General features: G+C 41.2%; 11 protein-coding genes and 1 pseudogene. 9 read left to right on the top strand and 3 right to left on the bottom strand.

Going from position 1 to position 15,045, the window contains the following annotated elements; all coding sequences use genetic code 11:
- Nucleotides 1-2 precede the first annotated feature (2 nt).
- A complete protein-coding gene (gene arfA / locus HOO54_RS15860) occupies nucleotides 3-1,511 on the top strand; it encodes an arabinosylfuranosidase ArfA (RefSeq protein ID WP_172296929.1) in 1,509 nt (502 codons plus the stop codon).
- A gap of 443 nt (nucleotides 1,512-1,954) precedes the next feature.
- On the top strand, nucleotides 1,955-3,751 hold the full coding sequence (cstA, locus tag HOO54_RS15855) for a carbon starvation protein CstA (protein ID WP_172296927.1): 1,797 nt from the start codon (nucleotides 1,955-1,957) through the stop codon (nucleotides 3,749-3,751).
- A 32-nt stretch (nucleotides 3,752-3,783) separates the two neighbouring features.
- On the opposite strand, the gene sspI is transcribed toward cstA, so the two are convergent.
- A complete protein-coding gene (gene sspI / locus HOO54_RS15850; RefSeq protein WP_172299631.1) occupies nucleotides 3,784-3,996 on the bottom strand; it encodes a small acid-soluble spore protein SspI in 213 nt (70 codons plus the stop codon).
- 115 nt (nucleotides 3,997-4,111) lie between these two features.
- Here sspI and HOO54_RS15845 point away from each other — a divergent pair, with 115 nt between their 5' ends.
- From HOO54_RS15845 to pheT, 3 genes are all read left to right on the top strand, one after another.
- Nucleotides 4,112-4,864, top strand: coding sequence for a TrmH family RNA methyltransferase (locus HOO54_RS15845; RefSeq protein WP_172296925.1), 753 nt, complete (start codon nucleotides 4,112-4,114; stop codon nucleotides 4,862-4,864).
- A gap of 353 nt (nucleotides 4,865-5,217) precedes the next feature.
- Complete coding sequence (gene pheS / locus HOO54_RS15840; RefSeq protein ID WP_172296923.1) at nucleotides 5,218-6,252, top strand: phenylalanine--tRNA ligase subunit alpha; 1,035 nt, start codon at nucleotides 5,218-5,220, stop codon at nucleotides 6,250-6,252.
- A 14-nt stretch (nucleotides 6,253-6,266) separates the two neighbouring features.
- Entirely contained in the window at nucleotides 6,267-8,681 is a 2,415-nt protein-coding gene (pheT, locus tag HOO54_RS15835; RefSeq protein ID WP_172296921.1) for a phenylalanine--tRNA ligase subunit beta, read from the top strand.
- A gap of 165 nt (nucleotides 8,682-8,846) precedes the next feature.
- Here the strand turns inward: pheT and HOO54_RS24415 are convergent.
- Both HOO54_RS24415 and rnhC read right to left on the bottom strand, forming a co-directional pair.
- A pseudogene (locus HOO54_RS24415) lies at nucleotides 8,847-8,945 on the bottom strand (hypothetical protein); the annotation flags it as partial.
- A gap of 11 nt (nucleotides 8,946-8,956) precedes the next feature.
- Nucleotides 8,957-9,889, bottom strand: a complete 933-nt coding sequence (gene rnhC / locus HOO54_RS15830; protein WP_172296919.1) for a ribonuclease HIII — start codon at nucleotides 9,887-9,889, stop codon at nucleotides 8,957-8,959.
- A 147-nt stretch (nucleotides 9,890-10,036) separates the two neighbouring features.
- On the opposite strand from rnhC, the gene zapA reads away from it, so the two are divergent.
- The 4 genes from zapA (at nucleotide 10,037) to HOO54_RS15810 (ending at nucleotide 15,043) form a co-directional block, all read left to right on the top strand.
- A complete protein-coding gene (gene zapA, locus HOO54_RS15825; protein ID WP_172296917.1) occupies nucleotides 10,037-10,294 on the top strand; it encodes a cell division protein ZapA in 258 nt (85 codons plus the stop codon).
- Between the two features lie 8 nt (nucleotides 10,295-10,302).
- Nucleotides 10,303-10,836, top strand: a complete 534-nt coding sequence (locus HOO54_RS15820) for a CvpA family protein (RefSeq protein WP_172296915.1) — start codon at nucleotides 10,303-10,305, stop codon at nucleotides 10,834-10,836.
- A 117-nt stretch (nucleotides 10,837-10,953) separates the two neighbouring features.
- The gene (gene polX, locus HOO54_RS15815; protein WP_172296913.1) at nucleotides 10,954-12,669 is read left to right on the top strand and encodes a DNA polymerase/3'-5' exonuclease PolX; all 1,716 of its coding nucleotides are present in this window, start codon (nucleotides 10,954-10,956) and stop codon (nucleotides 12,667-12,669) included.
- Between the two features lie 16 nt (nucleotides 12,670-12,685).
- Nucleotides 12,686-15,043 carry an endonuclease MutS2 gene (locus HOO54_RS15810; protein ID WP_172299629.1) on the top strand — a complete coding sequence of 786 codons (2,358 nt, stop codon included), beginning with the start codon at nucleotides 12,686-12,688 and terminating at the stop codon, nucleotides 15,041-15,043.
- Nucleotides 15,044-15,045 lie beyond the last annotated feature (2 nt).

Here is a 15,045-nt window from a genome sequence, read left to right as displayed (position 1 = left end):
ATTTGACTGAAAAGAAAGCGAAAATGACGATTGATAAACAATATAAAGTTGCTGAAGTTGATCCGCGGATTTATGGCTCATTTGTTGAACACCTTGGCAGAGCTGTCTATGAAGGAATTTATGAGCCCGGTCATCCTGAAGCTGATGAAGCTGGTTTCCGAAAAGATGTTATTAAATTAGTAAAAGAGTTGAAAGTACCGTTTATTCGCTATCCAGGTGGAAACTTTGTATCAGGATATAACTGGGAGGACGGTGTTGGTCCTGTCGAAAAACGTCCGACAAGACTTGATCTGGCCTGGGGAACGACAGAACCAAACTTAATCGGTACAAATGAATTTATGGATTGGGCGAAGTTGGTCGGAGCCGAGGTGAATATGGCGGTTAACCTTGGGACGAGAGGAATTGACGCAGCTCGCAATCTTGTAGAATATTGCAACCATCCTTCAGGATCATACTACAGTGATCTTAGAAAGTCTCACGGATATAAAGAGCCGCACAACATTAAAACATGGTGTCTCGGGAATGAGATGGATGGACCATGGCAGATCGGTCATAAAACAGCCGCTGAATATGGAAGACTTGCTGCCGAAACTGCAAAAGTGATGAAGTGGACAGATCCATCGATTGAACTGGTTGCCTGTGGAAGCTCTGGCAGTGCAATCCCGACATTTATTGACTGGGAAACGACTGTGCTTGATCATACGTATGAACATGTTGAGTATATTTCTCTGCATTCCTATTATGGAAACCAAGAAAATGATCTGTCCAACTATTTGGCAAAATCGCTTGATATGGACCATTTCATCAAAACGGTTGTAGCTGTCTGTGACTATATGAAGGCGAAAAAACGCAGTAAGAAAACGATCCATCTTTCTTATGATGAATGGAATGTCTGGTATCATTCTAACGAGCAAGACAAAGAAATTGAGCGCTGGTCAAAAGCACCACACCTTCTTGAAGACATATACAACTTTGAGGATGCCCTGCTGGTCGGTTGTATGCTCATCACAATGCTAAAGCATGCAGATCGTGTCAAAATTGCCTGCTTGGCTCAGCTAGTCAATGTGATTGCGCCGATTATGACTGACAAAGGTGGAGAGGCTTGGTGTCAGACAATTTTCTATCCATTTATGCATGCTTCTATTTATGGACGGGGAACTGTATTGCAATCAGTTGTTTCATCTCCAAAGTATGACAGTAAAGACTTTACAGATGTACCGTACTTAGAGTCTGTCTCTGTTTTCAATGAAGAAGCCGAAGAGTTAACCGTTTTTGCGGTCAACCGGGCGACTGACAGCAGCTTAGACTTGGAAGCAGATATGAGGAGCTTTGCTGGCTATACTGTGATAGAACATATCGTTCTTAAACATGATGATGTGAAAGGAACCAACCAAGAAAACAGAAACAATGTAGTTCCACACAGCTGCGGAGATGCTCATGTGTGTGATGGTATACTTAAGTCTCGTCTGCCGAAGCTTTCCTGGAATGTGTTGAGATTGAAGAAATCATAAAACAGCATAATATAGAAGTGCACCTTCAATTGATTATAATTGAAGGTGTTTACTATTTTGTACAGAAAAAACATGATTCACTACTCCATATTACATGGTTGGCTCCAGAAGGTGTAATGGTGTTATTGGTACCGGAATTTTTTGAAATAATTAAGTTTAAAGATGATGATCAACATGGATCAGAGACATTGGAGCCTCCTGCGGGGTCTCGCGGAAAGCGAGCAAACTTCCCGATTTCATTCATCCACACTAGTTTTAATCAAATTTCTTAGATAATAGGGGTAAAAGGTTGACTGTATGCCCAATGCCATAAACAGATGTAAAGCTTTTTCCTTTCGGCATTCAATAACGAGTTCAGATTTTTAACGAACGTATCAAACAAATGATTGCGCTTACAAAAAATATGAGATATGTTAAAAAGGATACGAGGGGGGAGAAATTGGATGAATGCTATTACGATTGTGATCGCGTCTATTTGTCTATTGGCGATCGCCTACCGTTTATACGGAACATTTATGATGGTGAAAGTGTTGAAGGTGAACGATGACAAACCGACACCTGCTCATCTTCAGGAAGATGGCAAAGATTATGTACCGACAAACAAATGGGTGTCTTTTGGACATCATTTTGCAGCTATTGCAGCAGCAGGACCGCTTGTCGGACCGATTTTAGCGGCACAATTCGGCTATTTACCTGGGTTGTTGTGGTTGTTAATCGGAGCAGTGATTGGGGGAGCGGTTCATGATCTTGTCGTATTATTTGCTTCAATGCGAAGAAATGGGAAGTCGCTGTCAGAAGTGGCGAAAGAGGAGCTGGGACCTGTTGCCGGATTCTGCACAGGGCTTGCCATGCTATTCATTATTACGATTACTATGGCAGGCTTATCAATGGTTGTCCTCCACGCGCTCGAACATAACCCGTGGGGGACGTTTTCTGTTGCCATCACGATCCCGATAGCTATGGGTGTTGGTTTGTTTTATAAAAAAACAGGCAACTTAAAACTGGCATCAACAGTAGGGTTCATGTTGCTAATGATTGGTGTATTTGTTGGACCGTCTATTGCCAATACGCCGCTCGGTGAAGTGTTGACACTTGACACAAAGACACTTGCGATCGTACTGCCGATTTATGCATTTTTTGCAGCTGCACTGCCTGTTTGGCTTCTGCTTGCACCTCGTGATTATTTAAGCAGTTTTATGAAAATCGGTGTCTTCATTGCTTTGATTGCTGGGGTGTTTATCGTCAATCCGGCAATCCCATTTCCAGCCTTTACAGAGTTTACAGGTGGCGGTGGACCTGTCTCACCAGGACCTGTTTGGCCGTTTATTTCGATTACGATTGCTTGTGGGGCAATCTCCGGGTTTCACGCATTTGTTGGTTCAGGTACGACACCGAAAATGTTAAACAAATGGAGTGATATGAAGTTTGTTGCTTTTGGAGCAATGCTTGTCGAGTGTTTAGTGGGCATTATGGCTTTGATTGCGGCGACAGCCTTACAACCAGGTGATTATTTTGCCATTAACAGTTCTCCGGAAATGTTTCGGACACTTGGCATTGATGTTGTGCATTTACCTGAGCTCAGTAAGGAAATTGGTCTGAATTTAGAGGGGCGAACAGGCGGAGCCGTTACACTTGCTGTTGGTATGACTTACATTTTTACTGATGTTCCATTTTTCAGTCATTTATCATCATATTTTTTCCAGTTTGTGATTATGTTTGAGGCGGTGTTTATTTTAACGGCCATTGATGCGGGAACAAGAGTGGCTCGCTATTTAATTCAAGATTTTTTTGGGGATTTATACAAACCGCTTAAAAGAACGGACTGGCTCCCGGGTTCAGTCATTGCAAGTGCACTTGCCTGTTTCATGTGGGGATATTTACTATATTCCGGTGACATTAGTTCGATTTGGGCACTGTTCGGTGTCTCCAATCAACTGATGGCATCTGTCGGTCTCATTATCGGAGCGACTGTCATCCTGAAAATTGCGGATAAACGGCGCTATATGTTGACATGTCTGATCCCGCTAAGCTATTTATATATCACTGTTAATTATGCAGGATACTGGATGATCAGCCACGTTTATTTTAACGCGGAAGCTGCTGGCTATAGTATGTTAAACGGTATATTATCGATTATCATGCTTCTTTTGGGATTGATTATTATGGTTAGTGCACTAAAAAAATGGATTGAAATGTGGCGTGATCCTACCTTAAGAATGGAACCATCTATTCCTCGTTAATAATGAAACCGGGGGCACAAACGGCCTCCGGTTTATGGTGTTTTTAATCCTTGCTCTAAAGTTTCGAGCATTTCGACTTTATCCGAATCTGAAGCGTGCTTCCAAATCACTTCAAACAAAACGCCTAAACCGGGCAGCATCTTCTCTTCACCGCTTTGAATCGCATCGATAATTGTAGACTTTAGTTGATCTTGTGTATTTCCTGTGACATTAGAAATAACTGCGTTTCTTAAATTTAAATCCATTTTCACTTTCACTCCATTCATCACTTGTTTTTACTATTCTGCACGATTGACAGGTTTAATATGTATCAATGATGAGATATAATGTAGCTATTGTCAGACAAAGGAGTCAAACGCTTTGAAACGAATTGAATCTGCTAAAAACCAAAAAGTCAAAGATTGGAAAAAACTTCATAGCAAGAAAGAGCGAACCAAAACCAATACTTATATCATTGAAGGGGAGCACCTTGTCGAGGAAGCACTGAAAACCCCTGGGATTGTCTTGGAAGTGATGGTTACAGAGGAAGCGAATTTTCCAGATGGTCTGGATCTATCTGTTTCTTGCTACATCCTAAGTGAGGATGCTTTTACAGAAATCACCGAAACAGAGACACCTCAAACTGTTGCAGCCGTTTGTCGAATGTCGGAAACGGAGAACAATCCTTTCCAATATGAAAAATTGTTGCTTGCCGATCGAGTCCAAGATCCCGGCAATTTAGGAACGATCATTCGGACAGCCGATGCCGCTGGGATCGATGCTGTCGTTCTCAGCCCTGGGACGGTCGATCCATACAATGGCAAAACACTGAGATCTGCCCAAGGATCACATTTTCACCTACCGATCATAAAATTTGAGCTTTCTGAATTAATGGAACAACTAAAACAGAAAAACATCCCTGTATATGGGACTGCGCTGCAAAATGCAATTCCCTATCAAGAGGTGAAACCATCACAGTCATTCGCCCTTTTAATCGGAAATGAAGGTTCAGGTGTTGATCCAGAAATGCTAACCCAAACTGACCGCAATCTTTTCGTTCCGATCTATGGTAAAGCGGAGTCTCTCAATGTGGCAGCTGCCACAGCGATATTACTTTATCATCTTCGCGGATAACCATTGCATCAGACGATATAATTCACTATAATTAAATTTATTATATGTAAAAACAGTGATAGAGGCTGTTTTTGACCGTGATGCCTTTTTAGGGAAAAAGTGCCTTGACTGAAAGCATTTTTATGGCAGGTTAAAAAACGTTTCACCTCTTGAGTTGTCACTTGGACCACATCACTGGATGTGTAAAGGTGAACCGGATTCAATCGTCCGTTATATTAATGAAGTGAGGAAGCAAAGTTTTTTTGTTTCTTAAAAAGGGTGGTACCACGGGCCACGATTCGTCCCTTTCATTCGGAAAGGGGCTTTTTTATTGCCGAAAATTAGGTTTTTTACATAAAAGGAGGAATTCAAAAATGCAAGAAGAGTTAAAACGGCTTGAAAAAGAAGCAATTGCTAAAGTAGTAGCTGCAGATTCTTTAAAAACAGTCAATGATGTCAGAGTTGCATATCTTGGGAAAAAAGGTCCGATTACAGAAGTGCTTCGGGGAATGGGAAAGCTTTCAGCAGAAGAAAGACCAAAAATGGGCGCATTGGCAAACGAAGTCAGGGAAACAATTGCCGCTGCTATTGCTGAAAAAAATGCCAAACTTGAAGAGGAAGAAGTCAAAAGAAAGCTAAAAGAGCAAACGATTGATGTGACACTTCCAGGAAGCCCTGTCAAAACAGGTGCTACGCATCCATTGACAATTGTTGTCGAAGACATTGAAGACCTGTTTATTAGTATGGGTTATTCCGTTGAAGAAGGTCCTCAAGTAGAAACAGATTATTACAATTTTGAGGCACTCAACCTTCCAAAAGAACATCCGGCCCGTGATATGCAGGATAGTTTTTACATTACCGAAGATACACTGATGAGAACGCAAACTTCACCAGTTCAAACACGTACTCTAGAAAAACACCAAGGAAAAGGTCCTGTAAAAATCATTTGTCCGGGAAAAGTGTACCGCCGTGATCATGATGATGCAACACACTCCCACCAGTTTATGCAGATTGAAGGGCTTTGTGTGGATCACAATATCAGTATGAGTGACCTGAAAGGAACACTTGAAACGGTTGCGAAAAAGATGTTCGGTGAAGAACGTGAAATTAGATTACGCCCAAGTTTCTTCCCGTTTACAGAACCATCTGTCGAAGTGGATGTCTCCTGTTTCAAATGCGAGGGGAATGGATGTTCGGTTTGTAAACAAACCGGTTGGATTGAAATACTTGGCGCGGGAATGGTGCATCCGAATGTGCTTGAAATGGCAGGATTCAATTCTAAAGAATATCAAGGATTTGCATTTGGAATGGGTGTGGAACGGATCGCGATGCTGAAATATGGTATTGATGATATTCGTCACTTTTATACAAACGATGTTAGATTTTTATCCCAGTTTAAACAGGCTTAAAAGGAGGACGCACAATGTTTGTTTCATATAAATGGTTGGAAGAATACGTAGATTTAGACGGAATGAATCCTGAAATACTTGCTGAAAAAATAACGAGAAGCGGAATCGAAGTTGAAGGAATTGAATATAAAGGCGAAGGGATAAAAGGTGTTGTGATCGGGCATGTTCTTGAACGTGAACAGCATCCAAACGCCGATAAATTAAACAAGTGTCTTGTCGATATTGGTGTTGATGAGCCTGTTCAAATCATCTGTGGGGCTCCAAATGTTGATAAAGGCCAAAAGGTAGCCGTTGCCACTGTCGGTGCAGTGTTGCCGGGAAATTTTAAAATTAAAAAAGCGAAGCTTCGCGGTGAAGCATCACATGGGATGATCTGTTCTTTACAAGAGCTTGGTATCCAAGGGAAACTTGTACCAAAAGAATATGCGGAAGGGATTTTCGTATTTCCAAGTGAGACTGAAACAGGCACTAATGCACTTGAAAACTTGGCGCTTGATGATGCGGTACTCGAACTCGGGCTTACACCAAACCGTGCTGATGCGATGAATATGCTTGGTGTTGCTTATGAAGTAGCAGCAATCCTTGGTCGTAAAGTCAAGATTCCAGAAATTTCTTATCAAGCAGGAAATGAAAAAGCGGCAGATTATATCTCGGTCAAGATCGATGATAAGAAAGCTAATCCTTTATATGCAGCAAAAATGATCAAGGATGTCAAAATTGGTCCATCCCCACTGTGGATGCAAACAAAGCTGATCAACGCTGGAATTAGACCGCACAATAATGTTGTTGATATTACCAACTTTGTTCTTCTCGAATACGGTCAACCGCTCCATGCTTTTGATTATCATCGCTTCGGTTCAAAAGAAGTTGTTGTCCGGAAAGCTTTCGAAAATGAAACGATTGTCACACTTGATGAACAGGAAAGAACGTTAACACCTGAGCACCTTGTCATTACAAATGGTTCAATTCCGCAGGCTGTCGCTGGTGTGATGGGGGGAGCAGAATCTGAAGTTCGCGAAGATACAACAATGATTTTGCTTGAGGCGGCATACTTTAATGGTCAGACAGTCCGTAAGGCTTCCAAAGATTTTGGTCTTCGCAGTGAGTCAAGCATCCGGTTTGAAAAAGGAATTGATCCAGCGCGTGTGCTGCTTGCTGCAGAACGTGCAGCGGATTTGATCAGTCAATACGCGGGCGGTGTCGTTTTAGAAGGGACGGTTGTAGAAGATCATCTTGCTATCAAAGAAAATACCATCAGTCTGTCCAGTGAAAAAGTAACAAAAGTTCTTGGTATGTCGATCAGTCAAGAAGAAATGGTTCATATTTTTGAAAAGCTAGGTTTTTCTATTCAAACATCAGAGGTTGATTTGATCGTCACTGTTCCGTCGAGAAGAGGCGATATTACAATTGAAGAAGATTTAATTGAAGAGGTTGCTAGACTATACGGGTATGATAATATTCCGTCTACACTTCCTGAATTAACAGGTTTTGCTGGTGGGTTGACCTCTTATCAAGCAAAGCGGCGAAAAGTTAGACGTTTCTTAGAGGGAGCGGGTCTTTCTCAAGCCATCACATACTCATTAACAAATGACAAAAAAGCAACTGCCTTTTCTCTTGAAAAGTCATTTAAAACGTTCCTTTCATTGCCAATGAGTGAGGAAAGAAGTGTCTTAAGACAAAGTCTGCTCCCGAATTTGCTTGATTCAGCTGCTTACAACTTGGCAAGGCAAAGCGACTCAGTAGCTTTTTACGAAATCGGTTCTGTTTTCTATAAAGTGGAAGAACAAACAAAACCGGTTGAAAAAGAACATGTTGCTGGGGCTGTCACTGGACTATGGCATAAAAACCTTTGGCAAGGTGAGAAAAAGTTGGTAGACTTCTTTGTTATGAAAGGACTTGTCGAAGGCCTGTTAGAAAAGCTTGGTATTCATGAAGGAATCGAGTTTGTTCAATCTGAAAGAAAAGAGCTACACCCAGGACGGACAGCCAATATATTATACAACGGGGCTTTAGTCGGCTTCATCGGCCAGCTTCATCCATTCTTTGAGAAAGAACTGGATCTCCCTGAAACTTATATCTTTGAGCTTGATCTGCATGAACTGTTTGCACTGGATGTAGCAGATATCACATATACGGCTATACCGAGGTATCCTTCTGTTACACGGGATATTGCACTAGTCGTCAGCAAAGAGATTACAAGTGGTCAACTTGAGGATGTCATTAAAAAAGCTGGGGGCAAATTATTGAATGAAGTGCATGTCTTTGATGTTTATGAAGGCGAACATATGGAAAAAGGCAAAAAATCGGTCGCTTTTAGCCTGCAATACTTAAATCCGGAACAAACGTTGACAGAGGAAGAAGTCACAGAAATTCACAGTCAAGTGCTGAAAGCGCTCGAGGATGCGTATCAAGCTGTGTTGAGAGGATAAAAGAAAGCGATGTAAAGCCAGTTCTCGATCAAGTCGGGGCTGGCTATTTTTTTTAGGACTGGTTCGTCCGATTTCACGTTAATATTTCACTCGATTATTTGTCATATCAACGGCTGAAGCGGGATGCACCAATATAATGCAACCCACCACTCAGTCATATTTTTATCAATCTTTCTGTTTGATCACCTTTAAATCTAGATTTTCAATATTTTGCATGACACGATTGAAATGTAGCTCTTGAGGCTCACTTGGGAAAATATGACCCGTTCTCAGCTCTATACCATCCGTTTTGCTTTCTCCGTATTTGCAAAATGCAGTTTTGTAAACTGACGAAGCACAGTCACACCTTTTTGTCTAATCAGCTTTGCCGCTGCTTGATCTACTAATGCTCCCGCTCCTTTAGGCAGCGTGATTCCCGCTACTTTCGAAAGCTTGTCCATCTCCATTAAAAATGAATAGCGGGCGATAATCGATGCAGCAGCGACAGAGAGGTGGATGCCTTCTGCTTTTGTACTAAAATATGTCTGCTCTTTGATGGCAGTTTTGCCTGCAAGGTGTTTAAAATAAACGGTCGGTTCAGCAAATTGGTCGATTAAAATCGCCTCTGGGCGTGTTCCATCCAGTTTTTTAAGGAGGTTTGTAATCGCTTGGTTGTGCAGGAGGGCTTTCATTTTTCCTTGACTCATTCCTTTTTCCTGCATTTCATTATACTTTTCATTCCTCAAGACCAAGAGGCTGTAAGGGACTGTTTTAATTAAGTCACGCGCAATTTGAATGATTTGCGGGTCTTTCAAATGTTTTGAATCCTTGACACCAAGTTCTTGTAAAAGCGGAAGTTTTGTTTTTTCAGCATATACACAGGCAACGGTCATTGGGCCGAAATAGTCTCCTGTTCCAACCTCATCAGAGCCGATGACAGACATTGAACTAATACCTTCGGGCGGTTGATAGATGGAAGGTATACTTTTTTTGGAAACCGTTTTTTTGTCCGTGGGTCTCTCGGCAGCTTCATTCCAGCGCTCTGCCTCCTTACCAGCATTTTTTCCTTGGAACAAAACCTTTCCAGATCGATATGCTGTAATGGTGCAACCTTGAGGTTTTGCCTGAAAAACGGCTCCTTGGATAGAAAGGGAAGTGATATCAGCTTGATAATATGTTTTCATGTTTTCTATGACAGATTGGCTTACTTTTAAAACTGAATGTGACATGAACTTCATCTCCTTTTTAAAACGAACGAATGGGGCGTACAATATATTCACAGATGTATCATCACAGCAGGGCTGATCGTTTCATTCAATCTCTAAACATGTTATGATAGAAACTAGGATTCTCGCAATCAGAATGGAGGAGAAACGTTGTCTGATGGTCGCAAAATAAAAACAACAGTTGACATATACGGTCAGCAATTCACAATTGTCGGCGATGAAACGAAAAGCCATATGAGGCACGTTGCTTCAATTGTGGATGATAAAATGAGAGAAATCAATGAAAAAAATCCGTATCTTGATATAAATAAACTTGCTGTATTAACAGCTGTGAATGTAGTACATGATTATTTGAAATTGAAAGAAGAACTTGAAAGATTAAAAGGACAACTAAAAGAAAAGGATTGAACATCACGATGTTAGATACCATCATTATCATATTACTGTTTTCCGGCCTATTGATCGGTCTTAAAAGAGGCTTTATTCGCCAATGTATCCGCCTGGTGACATTCATTGTTGCCATCGCTGTAGCAGGAGTCTATTATAGTGATCTTGCCCCAAAACTTAGCTGGATTCCAGCGCCGGATTTTTCAGGTGGTCAGGCAGCATTTTCATTTTTTAATGGCAGTCTTAAAAGCGCTTATTACAACATGATTGCCTTTCTCATTCTTTTTATCCTGACAATCATTCTTTTGCGAATTGCTGCATCATTTTTAGATGCTGTTGCACGGATCCCAGTCATTAAGCAGATCAATCAGATACTTGGAGCTCTGCTTGGCTTAGTAGAAATTTATTTATTTGTTTTTATCATTTTATTTGTCGGTGCGCTCTTGCCAATTGATGAGTTGCACAATATGATGGCTAGCTCGATGCTGGCTGATTTGATTGTTTATAAAACACCGTTTTTGTCAAACTTGCTAGAACAAATGATGCATCAGTACGGATCTTAGTAAAGCTTCTCTGTTTTTCGGGGGAGTTTTTTTAAAGCCAATCTGCTGGTTTGTTGTCGGAATATCTAAAAATTTGTATGATTAGTACTAGGACACGGGATACGAAGAGGTGAAAACATGCATAAAAAAGATGTTATTCGATTGCTTGAAACGATTGCAATGTATATGGAACTAAAAGGAGACAACCCTTTCAAAATATCCGCTTTCAGAAAAGCAGCTGCAGCCCTTGAACAAGATGACCGCAGCCTGTCTGAAATCGATGATATGATGTCTCTTTCTGGAATTGGCAAAGGAACATATGCTGTCATCAAGGAATACATAGATCAAGGGGTATCTGGAACACTCGAACGTTTAAAAAAGGAGGTTCCAGAGGGACTGATTCCACTGTTGAAATTGCCAGGGCTTGGCGGTAAAAAAATTGCTAAACTATATCAAGAGTTGGGTGTCAGTGATATGTCTTCATTAAAGGAAGCTTGTGAAGAGCACAAAGTTCAAGGACTGGCTGGGTTCGGAAAAAAAACGGAAGAAAAGATTCTTCAAGCTTTAGGTGAAGTAGGGAAACGACCAGAACGATACCCGATTGGAATTGCTTTAGCAGTTGCAGAAGAAATTGAAGAACAGCTCAATGGGCTGCCCGGTCTGATAAAATTTTCACGAGCCGGAAGCCTGCGGCGAGCTAAAGAAACGGTGAAAGATCTTGATTATATGATTGCAGTCACTGATCACAGCCTTGTTCGCGAAGGTCTGTTAAATCTTTCAAATGTGAAAGAAGTCATTGCAGCAGGAGATACGAAAGTATCGCTTTTATTTCAATTTGAATCAGAAATCAGCGCTGACTTCCGCCTGGTGACTGAAGACCAGTTTCCGACAGCACTCCACCATTTTACGGGTTCTAAAGATCACAATATTAAAATGCGCCAACTTGCTAAAGAAAAAGGCGAAAGAATTAGTGAATATGGGGTCGAGAACATTGAAACAGGAGACATCCAAACCTTTTCTAGTGAAAAAGAATTTTTTGCACACTTTGGACTACCCTTTATCCCTCCTGAACTGAGAGAGTCTGGGAAAGAAGTTGAAATATATCAAGATCATCTAGGTCTGGTTTCGATTGAAGATATAAAGGGTGATCTCCATATGCACTCAACGTGGAGTGATGGTGCTTACTCAATTAGAGAAATGGCTGAGGCCTGTATAGCGAAAGGCTATCAATATATGGCCATAACCGATCATTCGCAATATTTAAAAGTTGCCAATGGTTTAACACCTGAAAGACTGCGAAAGCAAGCGAAGGAAATTGATAAATTGAACAAAGAATTTACTCATTTCCATATTTTTAAGGGTGTTGAGATGGATATTCTACCTGATGGAACACTCGATTATGATGATGAACTGCTAGCAGAAATGGATCTTGTTATCGCTTCGATCCATTCAAACTTTTCTCAGCCGCAGCATGTTATCATGAAACGACTGGAACAAGCCCTAATGAATCAGCACGTTGATATCATTGCTCACCCAACAGGTCGCCTCATTGGAAGACGAGCGGGCTATGAAGTCGATATCGATCAACTGATTGAGCTCGCGAAAAAAACAAACACAGCATTAGAATTAAATGCTAACCCTGCGCGGCTCGATCTTAGAATGGAGCATCTGCTCAAAGCGAATGCTGCCGGGGTGACGCTCGTCATTAATACAGATGCCCATAGCAAGGACATGCTATATGATATGAAAACAGGTGTTATGGCAGCGAGAAAAGGATGGACTCAAAAAGCGAACGTATTGAATGCTCGTTCTCTTGAAGAGGTCCGTACGTTTTTATCGCGCCATCGTTCTTAAGGAGGTTTAATTGATTTTGCAACAAAAAGCGCTATCAGCACTTGAATTTGATAAAGTAAAGGAACAGCTTGCGGAATATACAGCTTCATCTTTAGGCAAAGAAATCATTTTTGATCTTATACCGTCATGTTCGTTAGATGAGGTGAAAAAGCTGCAAGAAGAAGTCGATGAGGCTGCTACCGTTATACGATTAAAAGGAAATGCCCCATTCGGCGGTTTGACTGATATTAGGAAAGCGATAAAAAGAGTAGAGATTGGCAGTGTTTTAAGTCCGGCGGAGTTTACTGAAATATCGGGTCTTTTATATGCGACAAAACAAATGAAGCATTTTCTAGAAAGTCTGTTTGCTGATGGACTTGAGATTCCTTTTCTTCACCAGTATGCGGAAAAACTGATCCCGCTGTCAGAGTTAGAAAAAGCGATTCAATCATGTATCGATGACTATGGAGAAGTACTTGACAGTGCCTCAGAAAAATTAAGAGGAATTAGGACACAGTTACGGACGCTTGAATCAAGGATTAGAGACAGACTTGAAGCGATGCTGCGATCATCTTCAGCACAAAAAATGCTTTCAGATACGATCGTCACGATCCGCAATGACCGCTTCGTGATTCCGGTTAAACAGGAATACAGGTCAAGCTATGGAGGAATCGTTCAAGATCAGTCCTCTTCAGGTGCAACATTGTTTATTGAGCCTCAAGCGATCGTTGATATGAACAATTCGCTTCGTCAAGCAAAAGTAAATGAGACACAAGAAATCGAACGGATACTACGGATGCTGACTGAAAAAACAGCTGAACACACGGCTGAGCTTTTTCATGATGTACACATTTTGCAAATTCTAGACTACATTTTTGCAAAAGCAAAATACGCAAAGGCGACAAAAGCAGTCAAACCAAGTGTAAATGACCGCGGCTATGTCAGATTGATTCAAGCACGACATCCATTATTGCCCATCAAAGAGGTTGTTCCAAATGATATAGTACTTGGGGGAGATTACACAACAATTGTGATCACTGGACCAAATACAGGTGGAAAAACAGTTACCCTGAAAACACTCGGTTTATTGACATTGATGGCACAATCCGGGCTTCATATTCCGGCAGAAGAGGGGTCGGAAATAGCGGTATTTGATCAAGTCTTTGCCGATATCGGTGATGAACAATCGATTGAACAAAGCTTAAGTACGTTCTCTTCGCATATGGTCAACATTGTTGACATTTTGGAAGATATGACAGAAAACAGCTTGATATTATTTGATGAGCTGGGAGCAGGAACAGATCCTCAGGAAGGGGCCGCACTTGCGATCAGTATTCTTGACGAAGTGTACCAAACAGGAGCGCGCGTCATCGCTACAACTCATTATCCTGAACTGAAAGCATACGGCTATAATCGCGAAAATGTAATCAATGCAAGTGTTGAATTTAATATCGAAACCCTTTCGCCAACTTATAAATTGTTAATCGGTGTGCCCGGTCGAAGCAATGCATTTGAAATTTCAAAACGGCTAGGTCTTCCTGAGCATGTAATTGGTCGTGCGAAGTCAGAAATGACGACTGAACACAATGAAGTCGACACGATGATCGCATCACTGGAAGACAGTAAAAAACGAGCGGAAGCAGAACTGACTGAAACGGAAGCGATCCGTACTGAGGCTGAAAAGCTTCATCGCGATCTACAAAAGCAAATCAACGAATGGCAGGAGAAAAAAGACCGGCTGTATGAGCAAGCTGAACAAAAGGCAGCTGAAAAAGTCAAGGAAGCGATGAAAGAAGCTGATGACATTATCCGCTCTCTGCGAATGATAAAGGCAGAGCAAAAAACGTTTAAAGACCATGAGTTGATTGAAGCAAAAAAACGTTTGGAAAGTGCTGTGCCTTCATTTGAAAAGGCAAAGAAACCGGTTCAGAAAAAAAGCAGCAAGAGGGAATTAAAACAGGGTGATGAAGTCACAGTTTTGAGCTTTGGTCAAAAAGGAACATTGCTTGAAAAAACAGGTGCTAATGAATGGAATGTCCAAATCGGGATTCTGAAAATGAAAGTAAAAGAAAAAGACCTTGAATTTATAAAATCAGCACCTGAACAAGAGAAACAAACATCAATTGCTGCGGTTAAAGGAAAAGATTATCACGTATCACTTGAACTCGATCTTAGAGGAGAGCGCTATGACAGCGCGCTTCACCGTGTCGAAAAATATTTGGATGATGCCATTCTCGCCGGCTATCCAAGGGTATCAATTATTCATGGAAAAGGAACCGGTGCACTTAGAAAAGGTGTTCAAGATCTTTTGAAATCTCACAGAAATGTAAAAAAGACCCGATTCGGTGAAGCGGGAGAAGGAGGATCAGGAGTTACGATTGTCGAATTAAAATAAAA

This window comes from Bacillus sp. WMMC1349, from assembly GCF_013155385.1.
In the GTDB taxonomy this organism is placed as follows: domain Bacteria; phylum Bacillota; class Bacilli; order Bacillales; family Bacillaceae; genus Bacillus.
This window is presented reverse-complemented; position numbering and strand designations above follow the sequence as displayed.